Genomic DNA, 24,880 nt, shown 5'->3' with positions numbered 1-24,880 from the left:
AAGCGCCGCTTCTTTCTGTCAGAAGGCTGAGGTGGCAGGAAAAATCGCCTGCAAGCTTGTACACACGTCTTGTACCACAGCTTGCCAGTCACCAACGTCTGCCTGCCTAAACAATCTGGCCTGTGGATACCAGGGCGTATCATGCCTGTGCAACATCCAGCGATAGTCTGGTACAAAAGGCAGCAATATCCACACTGGCTTACCCATGGCCCCGGCGAGATGCGCCACAGAGGTATCTACACTGATGATGATATCCATGGCATTGATCAGCGCAGCCGTGTCGGTAAAATCACCTATGTTTTGTTGATGGACGGTCAAACCTGGAACATTTGCCAGTTCGGCAGCATCGGCAGGGCGGATTTCTTTTTGCAGGCAATGAAACTCGTAGGGCAATTGCAGCAATGGCATTAATTGTGCCAATGCCAGGCTTCGTCTGTGATCATTATGATGTGTATTTGAACCAGACCACACCAAACCTATGCGCGGGCGTTTCGCATGAGCTGCCATGGAACTGGAAATCTGTGGCTGGTTGGCATAAAGATAAGGCGTTTCTGCAGGGATACTGTCTACCGTGGTATTAAAAATCATAGGCAGACTCATGAGCGGCGTATGCAGATCGTAATCGGTAAAATCGTCACCTTGCGCCACGATTTCGAATGGCAGGCCGCCATGTTGAGGCTGCAAAGTCTGTAACAGATTCACCAGTGCGGGTTGTACTTCAAGTATCACTTGCGCACCAAGGGCTGCGACCAGTGAGGCATATCGGCAAAATTGGATGGTGTCGCCAAGACCTTGCTCGGCATACAACAGGACGCGTTTGCCACTGATTTCAGATTGGCCTAACCATTCCGGTTTGGATGATGGTTTGCGTAGCCCTCTTGCAAACCCGGCGATGCCCATGCCCGCCTCGAATAAAGGCCAGCCCTGCGCGTACTCCCCCAGGAGAATATGCATCAATGACTGGTTCCAGCGAAATTGGGGGGATTCCGGCTCCAGCGCAGCGGCAGAAGCGTAATCCTGCAACGCTTGCTGAATCAAGCCACGATCCAGATATAGATTGCCGCGATTGTTATAAGCCATTGCATAGCCGGGAGACAGCGCAATCACATGATTATAAAATCCCAATGCTTGTTCGAACTTGTCTTGCTCCGCCAGTGTATTCGCAAGATTAAGCGTAGTGAAAACGCTGTTGGGATCTAATGATAATGCTTGCTGGTGATCGAGGATGGCCTCATCGAAGCGTTTAGTATCGTGATAGACCAGGGCACGATAGTGGTAACCCACCATGGACCCAGGCTGTAATGCCACCGCATAATCAAAGTGCGCAAGGGCAAACGCATATTGTTTCAACGCTTTGAGCGCACGGCCACATCCGACCAGGGCATCGAAATGCTCAGGCTCCTGAGCGAGCACACGCGTATAGAGTGTTAAAGCAGCATCGGGATTGTTTTGGCGTAATAAATGATCAGCTTCTGCTAACCATTTATACAGCGCTGCGTCCTCATTTTTTTCTGCGTCCGGGTTACCCATCATGATCTGTTAATGCATGTACGCTCATATTGCAAAGAGCTCTTAATTTAGCATAGACAATGATGGCTCAAACGCCGAATAACCGCTGGTTACAGGTGCATATTCATGAAGCAAACATAAATATCGCCCACACTAAAAGCGCTTCAAAGACTCAGCCTATGCAATCAGATGCATACTGCAAGTCAATTTGTGCAGATACCCATCATACGAACTCGCAGTGATGCCCCACCGGAAGCCGTGCCAGTGCTTTAATTCCCGCCTAATGCTTTATACAAACCAGCCTGATTCTGTAATGCCAGCTGCCGTATCTGCAACGCCTGTGATTGCGCATCCAGCACACTGCGTTGCGCATCCAGCAATTCCAGGTAAGTGACCAAGCCCTGATCCAGTTTGCGTTTGACCAGTTGCAGGCGACTGCTTTCCAGGTCACTTAATCGTGTCCTGGAGGCTGACTCATCCGCGATGGCCGTGCGGGTGGACAATACATCCATCACCTCCCTGAATGCGGTTTGTATGGTTTTTTCATAATTGGCCACTTCAATATGCTGGCGTGCTTCGGCCAGGTTGAGGTTGGCTTTGTTACGCCCATAATTAAAGATAGGGATCACCAGTTGCGGGCTGAATGCCCAGTAGTTGCTGCCGGTATCAGAGAACAGTTTTGAAAACTCCGAGTTGACCAGGCCGACATTGGTGGTCAATTGCAGGCGCGGGTAAAACGCGGCTCTGGCAGCGCCTATATTGGCATTGGCGGCTTTGAGCTGATGTTCAGCCGCGCGGATATCGGCCCGCCTGGTGAGCAGGGTCGAAGGCAAACCAGTGGGCGCAGTGCCTAGCTGCAAAGCTTGCAGCGGCTTGACCGTGAAAACCGTGCGCTGTGCAGGTTCCCCCAGCAATAGATACAGCGCATTTTTGGTGGTTTCCAGCTGGCGTTGCCATTGCGCGTATTGCGCCTGCACTTGCTCGACCTGGATCTGCGCGGCTTTCACATCCAGGATCTGGTCCAGGCCGGCCTCAAAACGGCGCTGCGTGCGTTGCAAAGTCTGTTTTCTATCCTCCAGCGTTTGCAGTGCCAGTTTGAGTTGCGCGTGTATGGTCAACAGATTGACATACTGGGTAGCGATTTCGGTGACTAGTGTCGCCTGTATCGCCTGCCGGTTTTCAGTGACGGCCAGGTATTGCTCCAAAGCCGCCTGAGACAAACTTTTCACGCGGCCAAAAATATCGACTTCGTAATCGGAGATGCCTACCCCTACCCTGAATAACTCTGCTTCAAACGCCTGGCTGGAACTGAATACGGTTCTGCTGCGGTCGTATGCGAGGTTGCCTTGTACGGTAGGCAAACGGTCGGCCTTCTGGATGCCATAAGTCGCCTTGGCCTCATCCATGCGCAACACAGCGGTTTTCAGGTCACGGTTATGTTCCAGACCGACCTGTATCAGTTTTTGTAAGTCCGCATCCGGGAAATAGCTTTGCCAGGTCAATGGCGGCGCTTCGGTCACCGCATCACTGGCAGCTTGTCCGGGGTAGGTTTCAGGCACCGGCGCTGCCGGCCGGAAATATTCGGGAATCATCGAGCAGCCACTGATAGAAAGCAGCATCCCCAGCAGCAATGTGAGTCGACTTAACTTCATGCAACATCCTTGGTAGTCGCTGGTTTGCGCATCCAGCGCCCGACCACAATAAAAAACAGCGGAACAAAAAAGATGGCCAGCAAGGTCGCTGCAATAATGCCGCCAAGCACGCTGGTGCCAATCGCAACTTGTGCACCAGAGGCAGCGCCGGTTGAAAATGCCAGCGGCAATACACCCACCCCGAATGCCAGTGAAGTCATCACAATAGGGCGCAAACGCTCTTTGGCAGCCAATAGACTCGCTTGAATCAGCGGCATGCCTTGCAACACGTGTTCGCGGGCAAATTCCACGATCAGAATGGCGTTTTTGGCAGATAAACCTATGGTGGCGATCAGGCCTACCTTGAAGTAGATATCATTCGGCAAGCCACGGATGGTCACGCCTAATACCGCACCTAACACGCCCAGCGGCACCACCAACATGACAGCGAACGGGATCGCCCAGCTTTCATACAAAGCCGCCAGTACCAGGAACACCACCAGGATGGATAAACCAAACAGCAAGGCGGCCTGGCTGCCGGATTGTTTTTCTTCCAGCGATTGCCCTGCCCATTCAAAGCCTATGCCTTTGCCCAGGCCCTGCACGATTTTTTCTATGGTCTGCATGGCTTCACCACTGCTGTAGCCAGGCCCTGCGCCGCCATTGATGTTATAGGAGGGGAAACCGTTAAAACGCGTGCGTTGCGGCGAGCCCATGCCCCACTCCAGCGTCATGATGGAAGACAGTGGCACCAGGCTGCCATCAGCCGCTTTCAGGCGTATCTTCTTGATATCTTCCAGCGTCTGGCGCTGTTTGCCATCGGCTTGTATCAACACCCGGCGCACCTGGTTGCCATAGACAAAATCACCCAGGTAATCAGAGCCGAGCAAGCTGGCCAATGTCGTATTGATTTCATCCAGAGAAATACCCAGGGCATTGGCCTTGCTGCGGTTCAGCTGCATATTCACCACCGGCGTATCGTACAAACCGGCAAATAATACATTGGCCAATTCAGGGTGCCTGGCTGATTCGGCGATCAAAGTATCGCGCGCTTTCATCAGCGTCTCGTTACCCACGTTGGCTCTGTCCACCAGTTTCAGGTCCAGCCCGCCTACACTACCCAGCTCGGGCAAGGGTGGCGCATTCATGGCAAAAATACTTAAATTGGGTCTGCCATAAAACTTCTGGTTCACCCTGTCCACAATCGCCTGCACCTGCTGCTCGGCTTTGGGTCGCTCGGACCAGTCTTTCAGGGTAATAAACAGCATGCCGCTATTGGTACTGGTGCCGTAAAAGCTAAAGCCTCCGACCTCAAAGATAATATCCACCGGTTCATTCTTCTGGATATAACTGCTCATATCGGCCAGCACTTCTGCGGTTTCTGCCAGCGTCGAACCTTGTGGCAGCGACACCATGACCATAAAGTTACCCTGATCTTCTTCCGGCAGGAAGGCGCCCGGCAAACGCATGAATAACCAGCCGACCAACCCCACAATCAGGGCGAAGATGGCTAACCAGCGCAATGGCTTGTTGAGCAAGCCACCGGTCAGGGAGGTATACCGTTCAGTCAGTCGCTGGAAGCTGCGGTTGAACCAGACGAAGAAACCGGCTTTGGCACCAGACTCATGGCGCAACAGGGTCACACACAACGCAGGGGTCAGCGAAAGCGCAAGGAATGCGGAAAACGCGATCGACACCGATAATGACAATGAAAACTGGCGATAGATATTGCCGACTGCACCACTAAAAAATGCCATCGGGATAAATACCGATACCAGCACCGCAGTGATGCCGACCACGGCACCGCTGATCTGCGACATGGCCTTCACGGTCGCGTCATAGGCTGAGAGGCCTTCATCGACAATCAGGCGCTCTACGTTTTCTACCACCACGATGGCATCATCCACCAGGATACCAATCGCCAGCACTACGCCGAACATGGTGAGTACGTTGATGGAATAACCCAGCCAGTACATGACAGCGAATGTCCCCATCAGGGCAATCGGCACGACGATGGTCGGGATCAGCGTGGCGCGCAGATTCTGCATAAACAGGTACATGACCAGGAACACCAGCACCACAGCTTCTATCAGCGTTTGAATGACTTTTTTGATCGAGATAGAGACGAAAGCAGACGAGTCATATGAAAGCTGATACATGACATTCGGCGGAAAGTAAGGCTGCATCTGTTCCATGGCGACTTTGACGCGCTTGATGGTTTCCACCGCGTTAGAGCCCGGCGCGAGTTTGATCGCCATGCCGGCAGCGTTTTTACCATTCACTTTGGAGCTGAAGTTATAGTCACTGCTGCCCAGTTCTACACGCGCCACATCCCTGACCAATAATGCTGACCCATCCGGCTGTGTGCGGATAGGCACACTTTCAAAATCTGCCACTGTTTTGAGTGTGGCTTCGGCTTCGAGCGAAACACTCAGCGGCGAGCCTTCCGGCACACCACTGGCGCCCACCTGGCCTAGCGTGAGCCTGGCATTGTAGCTACGCAAGGCGTTGGAGATCTCCGTCACGCTGACATTCAGGCCGGCCATTTTCTGTGGGTCCGGCCAGATGCGCATGGCATATTCAGGGCTGAAAGACTGCACTTTGCCCACACCCTGCACGCGCTTGAGGGTGGGCATGACAGTGGCTGACGACAACTCGCCAAGATCGATTTCGCTGTAGCGGTTATCTTCAGAAGTCAGCGATACGATCAGCTGAAAGCTGTCTGCCGATTTTTCAACCGAAATGCCGCTACGACGGACGATCTCCGGCAAACGTACTTCTACACTTTTCAGCCGGTTCTGCACATCTACTGCGGCCAGGTCAGGGTTAGTGCCCTGGCGGAAAGTGACGCTGACAGACGCCGTGCCCAGGTTGCTGGTGGCCGACACATACATCAGGCCTGGCATACCGTTCATTTCGCGCTCGATGATAGAAGTCACGGTTTCTTCCACCACTTTGGCAGAGGCGCCGGGATAACTCGCGGCAATATTCACCACCGGTGGCGCGATATCGGGATACTGCGCGATCGGCAGCTGTTTGATGGCGATCAGGCCGGCCAGCACGATCAGGATGGCAATCACCCAGGCAAAAATCGGTCTATCAATAAAAAAACGACTCATGGCTTAACTTTCTGCATGCGGGCGGCTATCAAGGCGCAACAGCCCTGGTGATTTTGTCTGTCGCGTTCACCTGTTTAGGCGTCACTTTGGTGCCCGCTGTTTGCGTGGCGGCATTGGTCACCACCACCTGCTCACCCGGTTTCAAGCCCTGCTCTATCACCCATTGTTTGTTCACCACGCTGCCGGTTTGCACCTCACGTGACTCCAGCTCGTTTTTGGCATTCAGCACCCACACACGGGTAGAAAACTGGTCGCGGATCAGTGCATCTCTGGGGATCAGAATGGCATTAGGGTTGGTCGCCTGGCGGATCTTCAACCTGACATAAGCCCCCGGCATCAGTTCTTGCTGCGGATTCTCAAAAATGGCACGCATGACCACCGAATCCGTAGTCTGGTTGACAGACACATCAGAGAAAGAGAGTTTTCCGGCGCTTGGGTAAGCCGACCCGTCTGGCAGGATCAATTCGATCTTAAATGAGCCATCGCTACCCTTGAGCTGCCCATCCCGCAGTGCTTTGCGCAAAGCAAATACTTCCGACGAAGATTGCGCGAAGTTTACATACACCGGGTTTACCTGTTCCACCGTGGTCATATGCGTGGCTTCATCCTTGCCCACCAGCGCACCCTCGGTCACCAGCGCACGCCGCGCGACGCCATCGATAGGTGCGGCCACATTGGCATAGCCTACATCCAGTTTGGCGCGATTCAGCTTGGCTTGCGCCGCTGCCACTTCTGCTTTGGCCAGTTGCACCTCGGCCTGGGTTGCACGGTAATCGCGCTGGCTCACCGATTGGTCGCTCACCAGTGCCTGATAGCGCTGCAACTTGTCATTGGCATTGGCCAGGTTCGCTTCAGTCCTCGCCAGTTCGGCTTCGGCTTCCAGCCGCGCCGCCTGCAATTGTTCGGGGTTCAGAGCGAACAAGGTCATCCCGGCTTTGACGGTTTGCCCTTCCTGGTATAACCGCTTGGCGACGATGCCAGTCACGCGTGCCCGCACTTCGGCAATACGGTAGGCTTCCACCCGCCCCGGCAACTCCACTTCAGCAGGGATCTCGGCATATTGCACCTTGACCACTTCAACTTCAGGCGCACCTGCTTGCGCTTCGGCAGCGTTTTCCTGCTTGCTGCAGGCGGCTAACAATAAGGCCGTAAATAGAAAAGTGGAGCCAGACCGGAATAGCGACATACACATGCCTTTGAATACAGATGGCCCTTATTCTAACTGCAGCCATTTAATTAATCAATCGTGACTGATTAATTATTTTTTGCTATGATAGCAGATATTATTTTCTATGCATTGCATTTGCCATGGCCAGAAAAACCAAAGAGGACGCCCAAAAAACCCGTGACCAGATTCTGGACGCAGCGGAATCGGTGTTCTATCGCCAGGGGTTCACCCTGACGACGATGTCGGATATCGCCGGGACGGCGACGCTGTCGCGCGGCGCCGTCTACGGGCATTACAAAGGCAAACTGGAAGTCGCCACCGCCATGGCAGAACGCGTGATCGACCAGGTGACCCCGTTTCAGGGGGATGCGGCATTAAGCCCGTTAGTCAACCTGAAAGAATATTGCCTGCAAGAAATCTGTAGTTACATAGAACCCAGCTCTACCCAGAAAGTATTGTTTTTTCTGTATGTCGGCATTGATGATTCCCCTGAACTATTGCAACTGCGCTATGCATGGGAGAAAAAACGCATTGCGCAGATTGATGCACTGCTCAGACAGGCCATCGCAGTTGGCGAGATCAAACCTGACGTAGACTTTGAGTTGGTCAGCCTGTATTGCCAGTCGATTATTGAAGGTGTTTTCAGCATCGTGCATTTTGGCAATCTGCCGGAAGAACAACGCTGGCAGAAGGCTGAACAATTGTGTGAATACGGTCTGCAACGGCTGTCCAGCTAGAACAATCCCGCATCGTCCTGAGCATGGATCAGGGCTGTCTTACACATATAAAACATTGACGGTTTGCTACCGCATGCGGCAAGATGTGCGCTAAATACATTTATGTAAATTTAAGAATGCTTTGCTTAAGTGCGACTTCGTAAGCCTTATTGGGCGCGCATCAAATGATGTGATGCCTTCTCTGTACAAGACAGCAGGCATGCTTTTTGTTAGCCTCAGTATCACGGATTGCACCTTTTAGATGAGTAGCAACGTACGATAGCGAAGAAGCAGTTAAACAGAAATTCCTTGAAAAAATGTTCAACTTTTTAAGATGACCATGGTCAGTCATTCAAACTTATAATAAAAGCCTTCATCTAAAAGGCTACAACAAAAGCCTTCAATAAAAAGCCTTATCAATTTGCCAGAAGAAAAACACGCCTTATGGATCATAACCTCTCCCTGATAACCACCATCGCCGCTGCCTTTGCACTGGCGCTGGTGTTTGGACTCATCGCCGAAAAACTCAAACTGCCGGCACTGATCGGCTATCTGTTCGCCGGCATACTGATAGGCCCGGCCACGCCTGGCTTTGTTGCCGACCTGGAAATTGCCTCACAGCTGTCTGAAATCGGCGTGATGTTGCTGATGTTTGGCGTAGGTCTGCATTTTTCGGTTCAGGATTTAATGTCCGTCAAACGCATTGCACTACCCGGCGCCCTGGTGCAGATGACGCTGGCAACGCTGCTAGGCATGCTGGTCGCTCATTACTGGGGCTGGAGCATGGGGCACGGGCTGGTGTTTGGCCTTTCACTGTCATGTGCCAGTACCGTCGTACTGCTGAAAGCGCTGGAATCCCGGCGCATCCTTGAAAGCATGAACGGCAAGATCGCCGTTGGCTGGCTGGTAGTGGAAGACATGGTCACCGTGCTGGTACTGGTGCTGATGCCAGCGCTGGCGGGTGTATTGGGTGGCCAGGGTGAAGCGGCCAGTGCCAGTTCCATCTGGGAAACCATAGGCATGACCATGCTGGAGATCGCCGGTTTTGTGGCCGTGATGCTGGTGGTAGGCCGCCGGGTATTACCGTGGTTGTTGTGGTATGTGGCAGGCACAGGCTCACGTGAGCTGTTCACCTTAACCGTGATCGCCGTGGCGATTGGCGTGGCCTTTTTTGCATCGTCACTCTTCCACGTATCATTCGCACTGGGTGCGTTCTTTGCCGGCATGATCATGCGCGAATCCGAATACAGCCACCGCGCTGCGGAAGACTCCCTGCCTTTCCGTGATGCGTTTGCGGTGTTGTTTTTTGTCGCGGTGGGCATGCTGTTTGATCCGAGCATCCTGATCAAGCAACCGATGCAGGTATTAGCGGTGGTGGGCATTATCATCGTCGGTAAATCACTGGCAGCGGTCGCCATCGTACTGGCCCTTCGCTACCCGTTGAATACAGCGCTGACAGTCGCCGCCAGCCTGGGGCAGATCGGTGAATTCTCGTTTATCCTGGCGGGCCTGGGCGTGTCACTGGAGTTGCTATCCCAAGACGCCATGAGCCTGGTATTAGCTGGCGCCCTGATTTCAATCGCCTTGAACCCACTGGTGTTTGCGTCGATCAAGCCGTTCTCCAGATGGCTGGTCGATAATTCGGATGTCGCGCGCCGCCTGGCGCAACGCATGGACCCGTATGGTGAATTGCCGATGACCACTGAAAGAAAATTCCTCGAAGGCCAGGTAGTCTTGGTCGGTTATGGACGGGTCGGTAAACGCATCGCCATGTCGCTGGAAGCGTCCAACATCCCTTTTGTAGTGGCTGAACAGAACCGCGAACTGGTGGAAAAATTGCGCAAAAAAGGCCAGCCTGCAGTCTCCGGTAACGCGGCTGACCCCATGGTGTTGATCCAGGCGCATATCGCCAATGCCGCCATGCTGATCATCGCCACGCCTGATTCTATGGATATCCGTAAAATCGTCGACATCGCCAAGCAGTTGAAACCGGATATTGAAGTGGTGATTCGTACCCATCACGAAGACGAATATCAGCGCCTGCAAAAAGAAGTCGGCGATACGGTGTTTTTTGGGGAAGAAGAGCTGGCCAAGGGCATGTCTGCCCATGTACTGCAGCGCTTTGAGCGGCATATCCTCTAAGACTATTTCTCTTTAAAAAACCGCATCCGGGCCAATACCAAGGCCCGGATTTTTTATTCCCGTTGCTATCCCAGCAAATTCTGCTAAATTGTATCCCGCAACAGGCGCGGATACGTATCGTTACATTTATATATAATAAAAAACCGTAGAATCTTGTCAGATTGAAATAACGATTGAAATAACGATTTGAAAACAGTTTCTATGAACCCTTCCCCACCCTTATTTTCATGGCGCCGCTGTAGCAGCTTGTGTCTGATCAGCTTGAGCCTGATCGCCTGCTCCAGCAACGACAACGCCAAGAATCGTACGCCAAAAACGCCTGAAGTCGGCGTCATCACCTTGCAGCAGGTGACCCAGCCTATTGTGGCAGACCTGCCTGGGCGTACTAACGCTTTCATGATCTCGGAGATCCGCCCCCAGGTCAGCGGGATTATCCGCCAGCGTGCGTTTACCGAAGGCGCGCGCGTCAAGGCGGGCGACCTGCTTTACCAGATCGAACCAGCGCCCTACCAGGCCAGCTACCAAAGCGCATTGGCAGCGCTACAAAAAACCGAAGCCACCCTGATCACCCTGAAACTGAAGGCGGACCGTTATAAAGAACTGGTCAAAATCAACGCGATCAGCCGCCAGGATAATGACGATAGCCAGGCCGCACTGCAACAAGGTGCAGCTGATGTTGCGGCGGCCAGGGCCGCTCTGAGTACGGCCAAGATCAACCTGGACTTCACCAGGCTGGTGGCGCCTATCACCGGTTTCGTGTCTACTTCTGCCTTTACTCCTGGCGCACTGGTCACAGCCAACCAGGAAGCCGCCCTGACCACCGTGCAGCAACTGGACCCGATTTATGTCGATGTGATCCAGTCCAGCAGTGATCTATTGAAACTCAAGCGCGATATCGCCGCCGGAAAGCTGACTGGTAATGCACAAAAAGAAGTCGCGGTGCGGGTAGTGCTGGAAGACGGCACTCCCTATGCACATGCCGGTAAACTCAAATTCAGCGGGGTGAGTGTGAATATGGCTTCCGGCGCGGTGACGTTACGGGCGGTGGTGCCTAACCCGGAAGGTATCCTGCTACCTGGCATGTATGTGCATGCCCTGATAGATATGGCGCAGGACAAGGCCGCGATTCTGGTACCGCAACGCGCCGTGACACGCAATACGCGCGGTGAGCCAACGGTATTAGTGGTGGATAACGAGCAGAAAGTCCAGCAAAAAACCATAGAAACCAATGGCACGCAAAACGATGAATGGCGCGTGACTAAAGGCCTGCAAGCCGGTGAGCGCGTGATTATGGATGGCGTACAAAACATCTCCATCGGCAATGTGGTCAAGGCGGTGCCTTTTACTTCGCCCGCAACGACTGCCTCGCCAGCTACCAGCAACCAGCCGCGTTAAGCGATTCCCAGACACTGACTCACAGCGCGCTGACTCCATACTAAAAGACTGTATACATGGCTGCTTTTTTTATTCAACGACCGATTTTTGCCTGGGTGATTGCGATTGTCATCATGCTGGCAGGGATAGGCTCGATTCAATGGCTGCCACTGGAGCAATATCCGGATATCGCCCCGCCGCGGGTGTCGATTAGCGCGACTTACACCGGTGCCGCTGCCGATACCATAGAAAACTCGGTCACCCAGGTGATAGAGCAATACATGAAGGGTATTGATAACCTGACTTATATGTCGGCCAGCAGTACATCTTCCGGCACGGCCAGCATCAGCCTGACCTTTGATGCCGGGACTAATCCGGATGTGGCGCAGATGCAGGTGCAGAACAAACTGCAACAAGCCATGCCACGTTTGCCGCAGATCGTGCAAAGCCAGGGCGTGACGGTGGCCAAGACCGGCATCGACTTTCTGATGATGATTTCATTGATGTCTGATAGCCCGACCGTACGTGCTATTGATATCGGCGACTATATCTCCAGCAACCTGATAGACCAGATCAGCCGCCTGGATGGCGTGGGCGATGTGCAGACGCTAAGTTCAGGCTATGCCATGCGTATCTGGCTGGACCCGGCCAAGCTGCAAAAATACACACTGATCCCTTCTGATATCTCAGCCGCCGTACAGGCGCAAAATACTGAGGTGTCTTCCGGCCAGTTAGGCGCGCTGCCTGCCGTGCAAGGGCAATCACTCAACGCCCCGATCACCGCACGCAGCAAATTGCAGACGGTAGACCAGTTCAAGCAGATCATCGTCAAGTCTGGCGCAGATGGCTATGTCGTGCGTTTATCTGATGTTGCCCGCATTGAATTAGGCGCCGAGAGTTACACGCCGGTGGCTAACCTCAATGGCAAGACATCGGCCGCCTTTGGCGTCAAACTGGCTTCCGGTGCCAATGCGTTATCTACGGCACAAGCCGTCAAAGATAAGCTGGCCGCGCTGACCCCTTACTTTCCGCCTGAGTTAAAGCTCAGTGTGCATATCCCGTATGACACCACGCCGTTTGTGCGCATTTCTATCAAGGAAGTGGTCAAATCTCTGATTGAGGCGATCCTGTTAGTGGTGATCATCATGTATGTGTTCCTGCAAAACCTGCGCGCCACGCTGATCCCGGCGATTGCAGTGCCTGTGGTATTGCTGGGTACTTTTGGGGTGCTGGCCGCATTTGGTTTCTCCATTAACACCCTGACTATGTTCGGCCTGGTGCTGGCGATCGGCTTACTGGTCGATGATGCCATTGTGGTGGTTGAAAACGTCGAACGCGTCATGCGTGAAGAAGGCCTTGCGCCCAAGGAAGCCACGCAGAAATCCATGCGTGAAATCACCAGTGCCCTAGTCGGGATCTCGCTAGTGCTGTCCGCGGTGTTTATCCCCATGGCGTTTTTTGGCGGCGCTACTGGTGTGATCTACCGCCAGTTCTCCATCACCATCGTCTCCGCCATGCTGCTGTCTGTGGTGGTCGCGCTCACCCTGACCCCTGCGCTGTGCGCCACCATGCTCAAGCCGTCACATCAGGGCCATGACGCAACCGGCGGCCTTTTCGGCTGGTTCTTCCGCTGGTTCAACCCGGCATTCCAGAAGTTTGCTGATGGCTATCAGGCAATCGTTGAGAAAATCCTCAATAGAAAAACCTTCACCATGGTGATCTATGCCGCGATCATTGGTGTGCTGGTTGTGTTGTTTATGCGTTTGCCGAGTTCTTTCCTGCCCACTGAGGATCAGGGCGTACTCACGGCCCAGATTCAACTACCGGTGGGCGCGACCGATACCCGCATGCAGCGCGTACTCCGGCAAATCGAGCACCACCTGGATAGCCAGTCTGAAGTGATTGATGAGTATTTAACCATCGCCGGCCTGGGCCAGGGCGGCGGTGGCAGCCAGAATACCGGGCGGGCGTTTATACGTCTGAAAGACTGGTCACTGCGTGGCGAAGGCCAGGATGCCGCCTCACTGGCGGACCAGATGACCAAAGCGTTCTCGAAAATCCGGGATGCCAAATTGTTCGTCAACCAGCCATCTCCCGTACGTGGTCTCGGCCAGGGTTCAGGCTTTACGCTGGAGTTGAAAGATGTCGGCAGCCTGGGGCATCAGGCCCTGCTGGAAGCCAGGAACCACTTTATCAAAGTGGCGGCAGATAATCCCAAGCTCAATCGCGTGCGTCCCAGCGGGCTGGATGATACGCCTATGTTCCGCCTGAATATCGACGACCAGAAAACTGGCATTTACAACCTGACCACGGCCAATATCAACTCGACCTTGTCTATCGCCATGGGCGGCACCTATGTGAATGACTTTATCAACAAGGGCCGCGTGAAAAAAGTCTATCTGCAAGGCGATGCGCCGTTTCGCATGCAACCTGAGGATATCGATCGCTGGTATGTGCGTAACACCACTAACGAAATGGTGCCGTTCTCCTCCTTCTCCAGCACCAGGTGGGTGACGGGCTCGCCTTTGCTCGAAAGGTTTAACGGTATCTCTTCCATCGAAATCGTCGGTGAAGCCGCCAAGGGCGTCAGCACTGGCGAAGCCATGCGCATTGCCGAAGAGATCATTAAAGAATTACCTGCAGGCATAGGCTATGAGTGGAGTGCGCAATCCTACCAGGAACGATTATCCGGCTCGCAAGCGCCGCTGCTGTATGCCGTCTCTGTGATATTTGTGTTTTTGTGCCTGGCTGCGTTGTATGAAAGCTGGGCGGTGCCATTCTCGGTGATCCTGGTAGTGCCACTTGGTATTCTGGGCGCTGTGCTGGCCACTACGTTGCGTGGTATGACCGCAGACGTTTACTTCCAGGTGGGTTTACTCACCACCATAGGCCTGGCGGCCAAGAATGCCATCTTGATCGTCGAATTCGCCAAGCACCTGCAAGAACAAGGCAAACCCTTGCTCGAAGCAACCCTGCAAGCCGTGCAACTACGCCTGCGTCCTATCCTGATGACTTCGCTGGCCTTTATCTTTGGTGTGATTCCGCTGGCCTTTAGCCATGGCGCTGGCGCAGTCAGCCGCCAGGCGATTGGCACCGGCGTGCTGGGTGGTATGCTGACTGCGACTTTCCTGGGTGTGTTTTTTGTGCCCTTATTTTATGTGTTGATACGCACGCTGTTTCCTTACCAGGCTGAAACTGGGCAAACGGGGAATACCGCATGATCAAGCTGATTAAACTGAATCTTATGCTGCCTGTAAAATACTTGGCCTTGGTCGCTGGCACGCTGTTGCTGACAGCCTGCATCAACCTGGCGCCGTTTTACAGCCCGCCAGAAGCGCCAGTGCCTGCAACCCTGGGCACGCCTGCCATTAAGCAGAAACCATTGACTGAAGTCGGCTGGCAATCGTTTATTACCGATAAACGCTTGCAGCAGGTGATAGACCTTGCCCTGAAAAATAACCGTGACTTGCGCGTGGCTGCTTTAAATATCGAAAAATCCAGGGCGCAATACCAGGTGCAGCGCGCGAATCTGTTTCCTACCGTGGCTGCCACCTTGTCTGAAACCGCTTCCAAAGGCATGTCGAATGTCGGCAATAACGGCAATGTGTCAGCCGGTACGGTCGCAGCCAGCAACAATAGCAGCGGCAATGTATCGCACGTCTATCGGGCCACGGTTGGGTTTAGCGCTTATGAGCTGGATTTGTTTGGCCGCGTGCGTAATTTAAACGAACAGGCATTACAGACCTTTTATTCACAGGAAGAAAACCGCAAAAGCACGCAGATCAGCCTGGTGGCTGAAATCGCCACTGCCTGGCTGACGCTGGCAGCTGATAAAAAGCGGCTGGAGATTGCCCAGCAAACGCTGACAAGTCAGCAAAATACTTACGAGATCAACCAGAAAATGTTTGACCTGGGCGTGGCCAATGCACTGACCCTGAAGCAGTTGCAGACCAGCGTGGATAATGCGCGGGTGGCTGTCGCCACTTACAATATCCAGATCAAGCAGGATACCAATGCGCTTAACCTGCTGGCTGGCAGCATGGTGCCGGCTGCCTGGTTGCCGGATAGCACGCTGGCAAACGTGGCACTTGTCACACAATTACCACGCGGGGTGACTTCTAAAACCTTGCAGCAACGGCCGGATGTGCGTGCCGCCGAGCATCTGCTTGAGGGCGCCAATGCCAATATCGGCGCCTTGCGTGCGGCGTTCTTCCCCACCATCAGCATGACGACGACTGTGGGCACTGCCAGCACCGAATTGAATGGCCTGTTCCGCACCGGCTCCGGGATCTGGACGTTTGTGCCGCAGATCAGTCTGCCGATTTTCAATGCTGGCCGTAACCGCGCCAACCTCACCATAGGCGAAAAAGACCAGCAGATCCTGCTGGCGCAATATGAAAAAACCGTACAAACCGCGTTCAGGGAAGTGGCTGACGTGCTGGTGCAACGCGAAGGCTTGCAAAGCCAGCTGGAAGCACAGAAATCACTGACCGATGCCGCAGCCGCAGCCTTTATGCTGGCGGATGCCCGTTTTAAAAACGGCGTCGATAGCTATCTGGTAGTACTCGATGCACAAAGAACCCTTTATACTGCCGAGCAATCTTTGGTCACCTTGCAGTTAAGTGATGCTGCCAGCCAACTGACTTTGTACAAAGTGGTGGGTGGCGGCTGGCATTAGTTTTTTTGCCAGCGCATGCGCGCCAACGCTAGTCCAAACACCCTATTTTCACCAGCCTGCCTGACCCGTTTTAAATAAACACCTGTGCACGCCCGAAACGTGCACATTTTTTGCTTAGATTTATTGTGATGAGTACAGATATCTCCCCCGAAAAAACCATAGTCCTGGCAAAAATCAGGCATATCGAAGAGCTTGAACGCCTGGACACCTGCATCCAATTTGTCGAAAGCATAGGCCAGATCATTCACCAGATCCAGGCAGAACGTGGCGCCAGTTGCCTTTACCTGGCGTCTGCCGGCAAACGATTTGCGCCTGAGCGTGCCGATATCATCACCCACAACCAGGCCACAGAAGCAGATTTCAGGCAGGCCTTGCAACAACATTTACACCTCGACCTGTTGACTGACGCCAGGCAGCTGACATTGATTTCATGGATATTGCTGGGCTTTGACGAGCTGACTTCCTTACGGCACCAGGTGACGTTGCAGAAAATCTCGTTTGCAGATTGTATTGAATCTTACAGCCGCTTGATCAGCAGCCTGATCGCGCTGATCTTTGAAATCTCGGATAGCTCGGTCAACAGCAAGATCTCCACCTGTCTGCTCACGCTGTACAACCTGGTGCAAACCAAGGAATTCGCCGGTCAGGAACGCGCAGTAGGTTCTTATATCTTTGGTTCCGGCAGTGTGCAACTGGCGCATCAGCAGCGCTTACTGGAACTGATTGCGCAGCAAGACCGCCATACCGAATTATTCTGCCAGTTTGGCAATGAGGATTTACGTAGCGCCTGGGCTGCCTTAGAGGCCTCCAGCTTTTACCAGCAGCATCAGCAACTGCGCGGCAAGCTCACTTCTGCCAAAGACCAGCAGCCGCTAAAACCCAGTGATGCAGATATCTGGTTCGACTTATGCTCGCAAAAGCAGACCAGCATCTGGCAACTGCAATGTGCACTGATCGAGAAAATGCATGACATGCTGGAAATATTAGCGCACAAAGCCAAGCACGACCTTGAATATACGCAGGAATATTTGCAGGCGATCACCAATAAAGCTTCCCCCAGCGCGACCCTGGATGGCACCTTCTTTAATCTATCTATCCCGGTCGAAAGTGCGCTCAGTTTTCAGGCGCATGACAGCGCACAAGCGTACCCGATGACTTCCATGATCAGCTTGTTACAGCAGCAATCGCGTCAGATCGCCGATATGGAGAGTGAACTGTCGGATACGCGCAAAGCCCTGTCAGAACGCAAGCAGATTGAACGCGCCAAAGGCCTGCTGATGAGCAAGCTGGGCATTGATGAGATGGAAGCGTACAAGACCTTGCGCAACCTCGCCATGGAGCAAAAACGCAAGATTATCGATGTCGCTGAAAATATACTGACGCAACAAAAACTCCCCTCCTGAGCGCTCTATTTGATGGTGCATGCGCACTGAATAAGTGCGATGCATCCCGCTCAAAACGGCCTTCTCCCGCCCTTGCAGCGGGTTTTTCTTTCTGAATCCCGCACTTTTCCCACATTTTTGCAGTTGGCATACCGCTTGCTAGATGACACTTAAGCACCACGGAAACGGGTGCCATTGTCAACGGCGATAATGGCTCTGGGATGTGACCAGGTGTGAAACTGAATTGAATGGACTTCAAGGACAAAGGCGTCCTGATGGTATCGCGAAAGCAATGCCATCAGGACGCCTTTTTTGTTTTTCACTTTCCATATTCATTTATTTTCAAGGAGCAGAAATGAGCAGTTCCGATCACAAAAAACCAGAAGCGAATGATCACCTTGTGCCTACCACTACACTGCCTGAGCCCGAAGCTGTAGATAGCCAGCGCCGTCATTTCTTTATGCATACCCTGGCCGGCGCGTTTGGTGCTGCCGCCATGATGAATATGGTGCCCTCCGGCATCCGCAGCCAGGCGTGGGCAGCTGGCTCGGACGCGCCGGAGATCACTGAAGTGAAAGTCGGGTTTATTCCGCTCACCGACTGTGCGCCTATCATTGTCGCCGCTCAAATGGGCTTCGATAAAAAATACGGCATCAAGATCGTGCCTTCGAAAGAAGCTTCCTGGGCCGGGGTGCGTGACAAGCTGGTCAACGGCGAGTTGCATGCAGCCCATGTGCTGTATGGTCTGCTCTATGGCGTACAACTCGGCATAGGCGGCCAGCAAAAAGACATGAACCTGCTGATGACGCTGAACCACAACGGCCAGGGCATCACGCTGGCCAACCAGTTGAAAGAAAAAGGCGCCACCACCGGCGGCACCCTAAAGCGTCTGCTGGATAACGAAAACCGTGACTTCACCTTTGCCCAGACTTTTCCCACTGGCACGCACGCCATGTGGCTGTATTACTGGCTGGCCTCTTACGGCATCAACCCGATGCAGGATGTGAAAACCATCGTCGTGCCGCCACCGCAAATGGTCGCCAATATGCGCATTGGCAATATGGATGGCTACTGCGTGGGTGAACCGTGGAACGCACGTGCGATTTACGACAAGATAGGTTTTACGGTTGCGACCTCGCAGGATATCTGGACCGATCACCCGGAAAAAGCCCTGGGCACCACTGCCGACTTTTCAGCCAAACACCCGAATACGGTACTGGCACTGACCAAAGCCATCCTGGAAGCCTGCCGCTATATTGACGCCACCAAAAATCGCCCTGAAGTCGCCAAGCTGATCGCTGGTAAAGCTTATGTGAATGCGCCGGAAGAAGTGATTGAAGGTCGCTTCCTCGGCCATTACGACAATGGCATCGGTAAAAAATGGGAAGACCCGAACTACATGAAGTTCTTCAACGACGGCAAGGTCAACTTCCCTTACCTGTCAGATGGCATGTGGTTCCTGACCCAGCACAAACGCTGGGGCTTGCTGAAGTCTGACCCTGACTACCTGGCCGTGGCGAAAAAGATCAACCGGATCGATATCTATACCGAAGCCGCCAAGGCGCTGGGCATTAGCGTGCCGACCGACCCTATGCGCAGCAGCAAGCTGATTGATGGCGTGGTGTGGGATGGCAAAGACCCGAAAGCCTATGCCAACAGCTTCAAGGTTAAAGCTTAATTCTTAAGGAGAGTCACCATGAGTGTCGTCAGCTTTAACAAGGAAAACATGATACAAACCAGCGAGGACGCTGTGCAAGCAGCGCCTGCTCAACCCGTTGTTGCTGTGGTTATCCCTCTCTCGACCACAGCTACAGCAGCCACTCAGTCGTTGCAGCTGCGGAGCACATGGGCGGCAACCGCCAAACGCATGTTTGAATGGTTGTTGCCGCCTGTGATCGGCTTGCTGATATTCGGTGCCATCTGGGCCACCGTGGCAGCCCTCACACAAGGCTTGCCTGGGCCGGTGAAGACCTGGCACTCGGCTGTAGAACTGTTTAGCGACCCGTTTTACATCAACAACCCTAACGACATGGGCATAGGCTGGAACATCCTCAGCTCACTGAAACGCGTGGCAACCGGTTTTGCCCTGGCTGCGATCGTCGGCATCCCGATGGGCTTTGTGATTGGCCGTTATGTGTTTATGTCGCGCATGGCCGCGCCCATCATCAGCCTGTTGAAACCGGTATCTCCCCTGGCCTGGCTGCCGATCGGCCTGCTGGTGTTCAAAGCGGCTGATCCGGCCGCGATCTGGGTGATTTTCATCACCGCGGTATGGCCAATGATCATCAACACCGCCGTTGGCGTCAGCAAAGTGCCGCAGGACTATATGAACGTGGCCAAAGTGCTCAACCTTTCAGAGTGGAAAGTCGTCACCAAAATCCTGCTGCCTTATGTGATGCCCTACATGATGACCGGCGTACGCCTATCGATAGGCGCGGCCTGGCTGGTGATCGTGGCGGCTGAAATGCTGACTGGCGGCATGGGCATAGGTTTCTGGGTGTGGGATGAATGGAACAACCTGAATGTGGAACATATCATCATCGCCATTTTTATCGTCGGCATTGTCGGTTTGTTGCTCGAACAATTGCTGGTGCTGATCGCAAATCGCTACAGCTACGAATAACCGGATAGGACTCATCATGACCCATTTAATGCAAGACCGTTATGTGCTGATTGAAAACGTCAATATGACTTTTCCAACCAAAAATGGCAGTTTCCAGGCCTTGAAAGAGATTAACCTTTCTATCCGTGAAGGCGAATTTATCTCCATCATCGGCCACTCCGGTTGCGGCAAATCCACTGTACTTAACCTGATTGCGGGGTTGTTGCAGCCGACGGATGGTTATCTGTTCTGTGCCGGGCGTGAAATCTCGCAACCCGGTCCGGAACGGGCAGTTGTATTCCAGAACCATTCCCTGCTGCCATGGCTGACCTGTTTTGAAAACGTTCACCTGGCAGTCGAACGTGTGTTTGGCGACAGCGAAAGCAAAGCACAACTGGCAGAACGCACCAGCGCAGCACTGGAGCTGGTCGGTTTAAGCCATGCCATGGAAAAACGCCCGACTGAAATCTCGGGCGGCATGAAACAGCGTGTGGGTATTGCCCGTGCGCTGTCCATGGAACCGAAAGTGCTGTTACTGGATGAGCCGTTTGGCGCGCTGGATGCATTGACCCGCGCCGGCTTGCAGGACGAGCTGATGAACATCATGGCGCGCTCGGGTTGTACTGCTGTGATGGTCACTCACGATGTGGACGAAGCGGTGCTGCTCTCGGACCGCATCGTCATGATGACCAACGGCCCGGCAGCCACCATTGGCGAAATCCTGGAAGTGGATCTCCCGCGCCCGCGTCAGCGGCTAGCGCTGGTGGAAGACGCGGCTTATACGCATCTGCGCAGTGAAGTATTAAAGTTTTTATACGAACGGCACGCCAAAAAGGCAGCATAAGAAATGGTGCTGACAGGCGGCCACCCATCAGCACCGCATACCTCATCGAAGTATGGTTACCCACTTAAGCAAAGGAGCAACAACATGAAAACTAACGCTTACCAACGATTGCGTCAAGTCACATTAGCAGTATTGATGGCGGCAACGAGTATGCAAGTGGTGGCAGAAGAAGAAATCCTGCCTGAATACACTTTTCTGGATGCCATCAAAACCGGCAAGAACATGACCAGTTTCAGATTACGTTATGAGTATGTAGACCAGGATGGTTTGCAACCAGGCACGTTTAGCAATGCGGCCAATACGCCTAACCCGACAGCAGCACGCGAACTCAGGGATGCCAATGCACTGACCTTGCGCAGCCTGATCGGCTGGCAAACCGCGCCATACCATAACTGGAGTTTTGCCGCGCAGCTGATCAATGTCAGCCAATTAACAGATGACTTTAACGATGGCAGTAACAGTTACCGTATCAATGGCGCTTCTAACAACAATGGCAAAATCGAATATGCCAAAGTGGTAGATCCTAACCACACGGATATCAACCAGCTCTACGTAGACTGGACCGGCATCAAGAATACCCGTGTGCGTGCTGGCCGCCAGCAGGTCAACCTGGATAATGTGCGTTTTATCGGCGACATTGCTTTCCGCCAGGTCATGCAGGTATTTGACGGCGTTTCCGTATTCAATAAAACCATCCCGGATACCGAATTATTCGTTGCGCATTTTAACAAAGTGAACCAGATCTTCACGACCGAACGCAGCGGCAACCTGGAAGTGGTCAATGCGCGTTACCGTATCTCACCTACCGAATTCCTGGTTGGCTATGGTTATTTCAGCAATTTTGAAAACCTGGGCATGGGCAATGCCTGGTTCGGTGCCGGCGGCACCAATCTGCTGGCCGATCAATCCAATAAAACCATAGGCGTCCGCCTGGATGGCACGCATATTTTCACGCCTAACTACCGCGCGCACTACACCGCGGAATACGCGAAACAGTCCGACTACAAAGATGGTGATAGCCGCATTGATGCGCACTATTACAAACTGGGTGGCGGCTTTGGCATAGACAACTTCAACCTGCGCCTGGACCAGGAACTGCTTTCCAGCAATAACAACACCTATGCTTTCCAGACGCCGTTTGGTACTAACCACCTGTTCCAGGGCTGGGTAGATAAATTCCTGGTCACGCCACGCGCCGGTATCAAGGACAGCTTTGTGACCGCAACCTACCGTTACGGTGATTTTATGTTTTTTGCCGACTACCACGTGCTGGATGCCGACGAAGACTTCTTCACTGTCAATGGTGGCACCAGCCGTACTGGAAATCGCTACGGCACCGAGTGGAACGCAGCCGTGACCTGGAACGTGGACAAGCACTGGATGACCAAATTCGAATACGGAAAATATAGCGAAAGTGATGAGTTCGCCGCGACTGCAAACACCACCAGTAATGCGGCCGGTACGCGTGGTCGTTATCACGACACCGAGAAATTATGGCTGACTGCCATGTACACGTTTTAATTGTTTTAATGTAAGGAAGAAATCATGACTACAGCCGGAAAAATTTATTTGGTAGGTGCCGGACCCGGTGACCCAGACCTCATCACGCTCAAAGCCATCAAGGCCTTGCAGCAAGCTGAAGTGGTACTGGTCGATGACCTGGTCAACCCGGACCTGCTCACGCACTGCCCGCAGGCACGCATTGTGCACGTGGGTAAGCGTGGCGGCTGCAAGTCTACCCCGCAACACTTTATCAACCGCATGATGATCGCGTTGGCTGAACAAGGGCAAATAGTGATACGTCTCAAGGGCGGTGACCCGTTTGTGTTTGGCCGTGGCGGTGAAGAAATGCTGGCTTTGCGCGCCGCTGGGGTTGCTTATGAAGTGATTCCCGGCATGACCAGCGGCCTGAGCGCCTGCGCCAGCATGGATGTACCCGCTACCCATAGAGGCCTTAATCACGGTGTGACCCTGGTGACCGGGCATACGCAGGATGGCGGGCCATTGCCATGGCAGGCACTGGTAGCAAGCAATACCACGCTGGTGATTTACATGGGTATGCAGCACCTAGCCGATATCAGCCGCGAACTGATCGCCGCTGGCATGTCACCGGCAATGCCATGCATGATAGTAGAAAGTGCTACGCGCATTGATGAACGTGCGCTGGTCAGCACCATTGAAGCCATGCCTATGCTTAGCCACCAGCACCAGATGCAAAGTCCGGCCATGATCGTGGTCGGCGAAGTGGTGAAAATGGCGAATAGTGCCAAGACATTGCAGGCACTGGAGCAGTTTGAATACTTGCAGGCAGTGAATGCCAATTAAAAAAAGAATTGATCTGTATTTGCGCTGACCGATATTTACCTAGAGCGATATTTAAGTAGATCTTAAGTGCAGATACCAGTGACAGATATGCTATTTTGAATTAACCGGAGATAAACATGAAAAAGAGTTTTTGGGAGGTAGGCCACAAGCCTACGTTGTTTTCAGCGTTCTTTTATTTTGACCTGAGCTTTATGGTGTGGGTCATGCTCGGGCCGCTGGCCGTGCAAATTGCCGCAGACCTGCAACTAAACCCGGCGCAAAAAGGCCTGATGGTTGCTACACCGGTGCTCACAGGCGCACTGCTGCGTATTGTGATGGGCGTATTGGTTGACCAGCTCAAACCTAAAAAAGCAGGCCTGATCGGCCAAGTGATCGTGCTGGCTGCATTAGTCATCGCCTGGTTGCATGGCATACACACTTATCAGCAAGCCTTGCTGCTAGGCGTATTTCTTGGCTTTGCCGGTGCCGCATTTGCCGTGGCCCTGCCGCTGGCTTCACGCTGGTATCCGCCTGAGCATCAGGGCACGGCCCTGGGCATTGCTGGCGCGGGTAACTCAGGCACGGCTTTAGCAGCATTATTTGCACCAGGCCTGGCAGTCGCTTTTGGCTGGAACAATGTATTTGGCCTGGCACTGATCCCGTTATTGCTGGCATTGATCGTATATAGCGTATTTGCCAAAGATGCGCCGGATACCCCGGCACCAAAATCACTATCGCAATATATGGCGGTGCTGAAAGACAAAGATGCCTGGTGGTTCATGCTGTTTTATTGCGTGACTTTCGGTGGCTTTGTCGGCATGGCTTCTTCGCTGACGATTTACTTCCACGACCAGTATGGCCTGGACCCGGTACATGCTGGTTACTTCACGGCTGCCTGCGTATTTGCCGGTTCACTGGTGCGCCCGTTTGGCGGCCTGCTGGCTGACCGCATAGGCGGTATCCGCACCCTGAGCACCATGTATATACTCGCCGCCATTTTCCTGTTTATACTGAGTTTTGGCATCAGCACCCAAATTGCAGGGCTGGGCGTGGTTGTATTGGCGATGGCTTCCCTGGGCATGGGCAATGGCGCGGTATTCCAGCTGGTACCGCAGCGCTTTCGTAAAGAGATAGGCGTGATGACTGGCCTGGTCGGCATGGCAGGCGGTATAGGCGGCTTTTACCTGGCTTCCAGCCTGGGTTACTCCAAGCAGATCACCGGCAGTTATCAGACAGGCCTGATCATTTTTGCCGGATTAGCCATTCTGGCGCTGGTAGGCCTGACCGGTGTGAAAAACCGCTGGCGGACTACCTGGGGCGCTTCCAGCGTGACGGCGGCCAAGGTATAAGCTGAGCCAAGGTATAACCAAGGCCAAAATTCAAACCTCAATATCGATTAAAATAACTGGCT

Annotated in this window: 15 protein-coding genes and 1 pseudogene; 12 read left to right on the top strand and 4 right to left on the bottom strand. The window is 53.4% G+C overall.

Annotated features, from left to right (window positions below; all coding sequences use genetic code 11):
* Positions 1-18: 18 nt before the first annotated feature.
* The 4 genes from ACTS9Y_RS10535 to ACTS9Y_RS10520 all read right to left on the bottom strand — a co-directional run bounded on the left by ACTS9Y_RS10535 (position 19) and on the right by ACTS9Y_RS10520 (position 7,445).
* Positions 19-1,533 (bottom strand): tetratricopeptide repeat protein, encoded by a 1,515-nt coding sequence (locus tag ACTS9Y_RS10535; protein WP_442585880.1) that lies wholly within the window; start codon positions 1,531-1,533, stop codon positions 19-21.
* 245 nt (positions 1,534-1,778) lie between these two features.
* Positions 1,779-3,161 carry an efflux transporter outer membrane subunit gene (locus ACTS9Y_RS10530; protein ID WP_442585879.1) on the bottom strand — a complete coding sequence of 461 codons (1,383 nt, stop codon included), beginning with the start codon at positions 3,159-3,161 and terminating at the stop codon, positions 1,779-1,781.
* On the bottom strand, positions 3,158-6,259 hold the full coding sequence (locus ACTS9Y_RS10525; RefSeq protein ID WP_442585878.1) for a multidrug efflux RND transporter permease subunit: 3,102 nt from the start codon (positions 6,257-6,259) through the stop codon (positions 3,158-3,160). Before ACTS9Y_RS10525 ends, ACTS9Y_RS10530 begins: the two co-directional genes overlap by 4 nt.
* Positions 6,260-6,287: 28 nt before the next feature.
* A complete protein-coding gene (locus ACTS9Y_RS10520) occupies positions 6,288-7,445 on the bottom strand; it encodes an efflux RND transporter periplasmic adaptor subunit (RefSeq protein ID WP_442585877.1) in 1,158 nt (385 codons plus the stop codon).
* Positions 7,446-7,567: 122 nt separating this feature from the next.
* Between ACTS9Y_RS10520 and ACTS9Y_RS10515 the strand changes: the two genes are divergently transcribed.
* From ACTS9Y_RS10515 to ACTS9Y_RS10460, 12 genes and pseudogenes are all read left to right on the top strand, one after another.
* Positions 7,568-8,164, top strand: coding sequence for a TetR family transcriptional regulator (locus ACTS9Y_RS10515; RefSeq protein ID WP_442585876.1), 597 nt, complete (start codon positions 7,568-7,570; stop codon positions 8,162-8,164).
* A 423-nt stretch (positions 8,165-8,587) separates the two neighbouring features.
* Positions 8,588-10,285 (top strand): YbaL family putative K(+) efflux transporter, encoded by a 1,698-nt coding sequence (gene ybaL / locus ACTS9Y_RS10510; protein WP_442585875.1) that lies wholly within the window; start codon positions 8,588-8,590, stop codon positions 10,283-10,285.
* 201 nt (positions 10,286-10,486) lie between these two features.
* The gene (locus tag ACTS9Y_RS10505) at positions 10,487-11,680 is read left to right on the top strand and encodes an efflux RND transporter periplasmic adaptor subunit (RefSeq protein WP_442585874.1); all 1,194 of its coding nucleotides are present in this window, start codon (positions 10,487-10,489) and stop codon (positions 11,678-11,680) included.
* A 56-nt stretch (positions 11,681-11,736) separates the two neighbouring features.
* The gene (locus ACTS9Y_RS10500) at positions 11,737-14,880 is read left to right on the top strand and encodes an efflux RND transporter permease subunit (protein ID WP_442585873.1); all 3,144 of its coding nucleotides are present in this window, start codon (positions 11,737-11,739) and stop codon (positions 14,878-14,880) included.
* Positions 14,877-16,337, top strand: a complete 1,461-nt coding sequence (locus ACTS9Y_RS10495; protein ID WP_442585872.1) for an efflux transporter outer membrane subunit — start codon at positions 14,877-14,879, stop codon at positions 16,335-16,337. Before ACTS9Y_RS10500 ends, ACTS9Y_RS10495 begins: the two co-directional genes overlap by 4 nt.
* Positions 16,338-16,465: 128 nt before the next feature.
* Positions 16,466-17,740, top strand: coding sequence for a nitrate- and nitrite sensing domain-containing protein (locus ACTS9Y_RS10490; protein ID WP_442585871.1), 1,275 nt, complete (start codon positions 16,466-16,468; stop codon positions 17,738-17,740).
* A gap of 334 nt (positions 17,741-18,074) precedes the next feature.
* Positions 18,075-19,397: a CmpA/NrtA family ABC transporter substrate-binding protein gene (locus ACTS9Y_RS10485; RefSeq protein WP_442585870.1), complete on the top strand. Its 1,323-nt coding sequence runs from the start codon at positions 18,075-18,077 to the stop codon at positions 19,395-19,397.
* A gap of 18 nt (positions 19,398-19,415) precedes the next feature.
* The gene (gene ntrB / locus ACTS9Y_RS10480) at positions 19,416-20,342 is read left to right on the top strand and encodes a nitrate ABC transporter permease (RefSeq protein ID WP_442585869.1); all 927 of its coding nucleotides are present in this window, start codon (positions 19,416-19,418) and stop codon (positions 20,340-20,342) included.
* 16 nt (positions 20,343-20,358) lie between these two features.
* Positions 20,359-21,165 (top strand): ABC transporter ATP-binding protein, encoded by an 807-nt coding sequence (locus ACTS9Y_RS10475; protein ID WP_442585868.1) that lies wholly within the window; start codon positions 20,359-20,361, stop codon positions 21,163-21,165.
* Positions 21,166-21,249: 84 nt separating this feature from the next.
* A complete protein-coding gene (locus ACTS9Y_RS10470) occupies positions 21,250-22,686 on the top strand; it encodes an alginate export family protein (RefSeq protein WP_442585867.1) in 1,437 nt (478 codons plus the stop codon).
* Between the two features lie 33 nt (positions 22,687-22,719).
* Positions 22,720-23,490, top strand: a pseudogene (cobA, locus tag ACTS9Y_RS10465) (uroporphyrinogen-III C-methyltransferase); the annotation flags it as partial.
* Between the two features lie 116 nt (positions 23,491-23,606).
* Positions 23,607-24,818 carry a nitrate/nitrite transporter gene (locus tag ACTS9Y_RS10460; RefSeq protein WP_442585866.1) on the top strand — a complete coding sequence of 404 codons (1,212 nt, stop codon included), beginning with the start codon at positions 23,607-23,609 and terminating at the stop codon, positions 24,816-24,818.
* The last annotated feature ends 62 nt before the right edge of the window (positions 24,819-24,880 follow it).

This window comes from Methylophilus sp. (assembly GCF_052173275.1).
Classification (GTDB): domain Bacteria; phylum Pseudomonadota; class Gammaproteobacteria; order Burkholderiales; family Methylophilaceae; genus Methylophilus.
Note: the sequence above shows the minus strand (reverse complement) of the source record. Positions and strands in the feature narration are given on the sequence as shown.

What these genes read in the sequence shown, in the direction of transcription:
- ACTS9Y_RS10470 (WP_442585867.1), top strand. Translation starts at nt 21,250, where the DNA reads ATGAAAACTAACGCTTACCAACGATTGCGTCAAGTCACATTAGCAGTA.
- ACTS9Y_RS10495 (WP_442585872.1), top strand. Translation starts at nt 14,877, where the DNA reads ATGATCAAGCTGATTAAACTGAATCTTATGCTGCCTGTAAAATACTTG.
- ntrB (WP_442585869.1), top strand. Translation starts at nt 19,416, where the DNA reads ATGAGTGTCGTCAGCTTTAACAAGGAAAACATGATACAAACCAGCGAG.
- ACTS9Y_RS10475 (WP_442585868.1), top strand. Translation starts at nt 20,359, where the DNA reads ATGACCCATTTAATGCAAGACCGTTATGTGCTGATTGAAAACGTCAAT.
- ACTS9Y_RS10500 (WP_442585873.1), top strand. Translation starts at nt 11,737, where the DNA reads ATGGCTGCTTTTTTTATTCAACGACCGATTTTTGCCTGGGTGATTGCG.
- ACTS9Y_RS10515 (WP_442585876.1), top strand. Translation starts at nt 7,568, where the DNA reads ATGGCCAGAAAAACCAAAGAGGACGCCCAAAAAACCCGTGACCAGATT.
- ACTS9Y_RS10525 (WP_442585878.1), bottom strand. Translation starts at nt 6,259, where the DNA reads ATGAGTCGTTTTTTTATTGATAGACCGATTTTTGCCTGGGTGATTGCC.
- ACTS9Y_RS10460 (WP_442585866.1), top strand. Translation starts at nt 23,607, where the DNA reads ATGAAAAAGAGTTTTTGGGAGGTAGGCCACAAGCCTACGTTGTTTTCA.
- ybaL (WP_442585875.1), top strand. Translation starts at nt 8,588, where the DNA reads ATGGATCATAACCTCTCCCTGATAACCACCATCGCCGCTGCCTTTGCA.
- ACTS9Y_RS10530 (WP_442585879.1), bottom strand. Translation starts at nt 3,161, where the DNA reads ATGAAGTTAAGTCGACTCACATTGCTGCTGGGGATGCTGCTTTCTATC.
- ACTS9Y_RS10485 (WP_442585870.1), top strand. Translation starts at nt 18,075, where the DNA reads ATGAGCAGTTCCGATCACAAAAAACCAGAAGCGAATGATCACCTTGTG.
- ACTS9Y_RS10490 (WP_442585871.1), top strand. Translation starts at nt 16,466, where the DNA reads ATGAGTACAGATATCTCCCCCGAAAAAACCATAGTCCTGGCAAAAATC.
- ACTS9Y_RS10520 (WP_442585877.1), bottom strand. Translation starts at nt 7,445, where the DNA reads ATGTCGCTATTCCGGTCTGGCTCCACTTTTCTATTTACGGCCTTATTG.
- ACTS9Y_RS10535 (WP_442585880.1), bottom strand. Translation starts at nt 1,533, where the DNA reads ATGATGGGTAACCCGGACGCAGAAAAAAATGAGGACGCAGCGCTGTAT.
- ACTS9Y_RS10505 (WP_442585874.1), top strand. Translation starts at nt 10,487, where the DNA reads ATGAACCCTTCCCCACCCTTATTTTCATGGCGCCGCTGTAGCAGCTTG.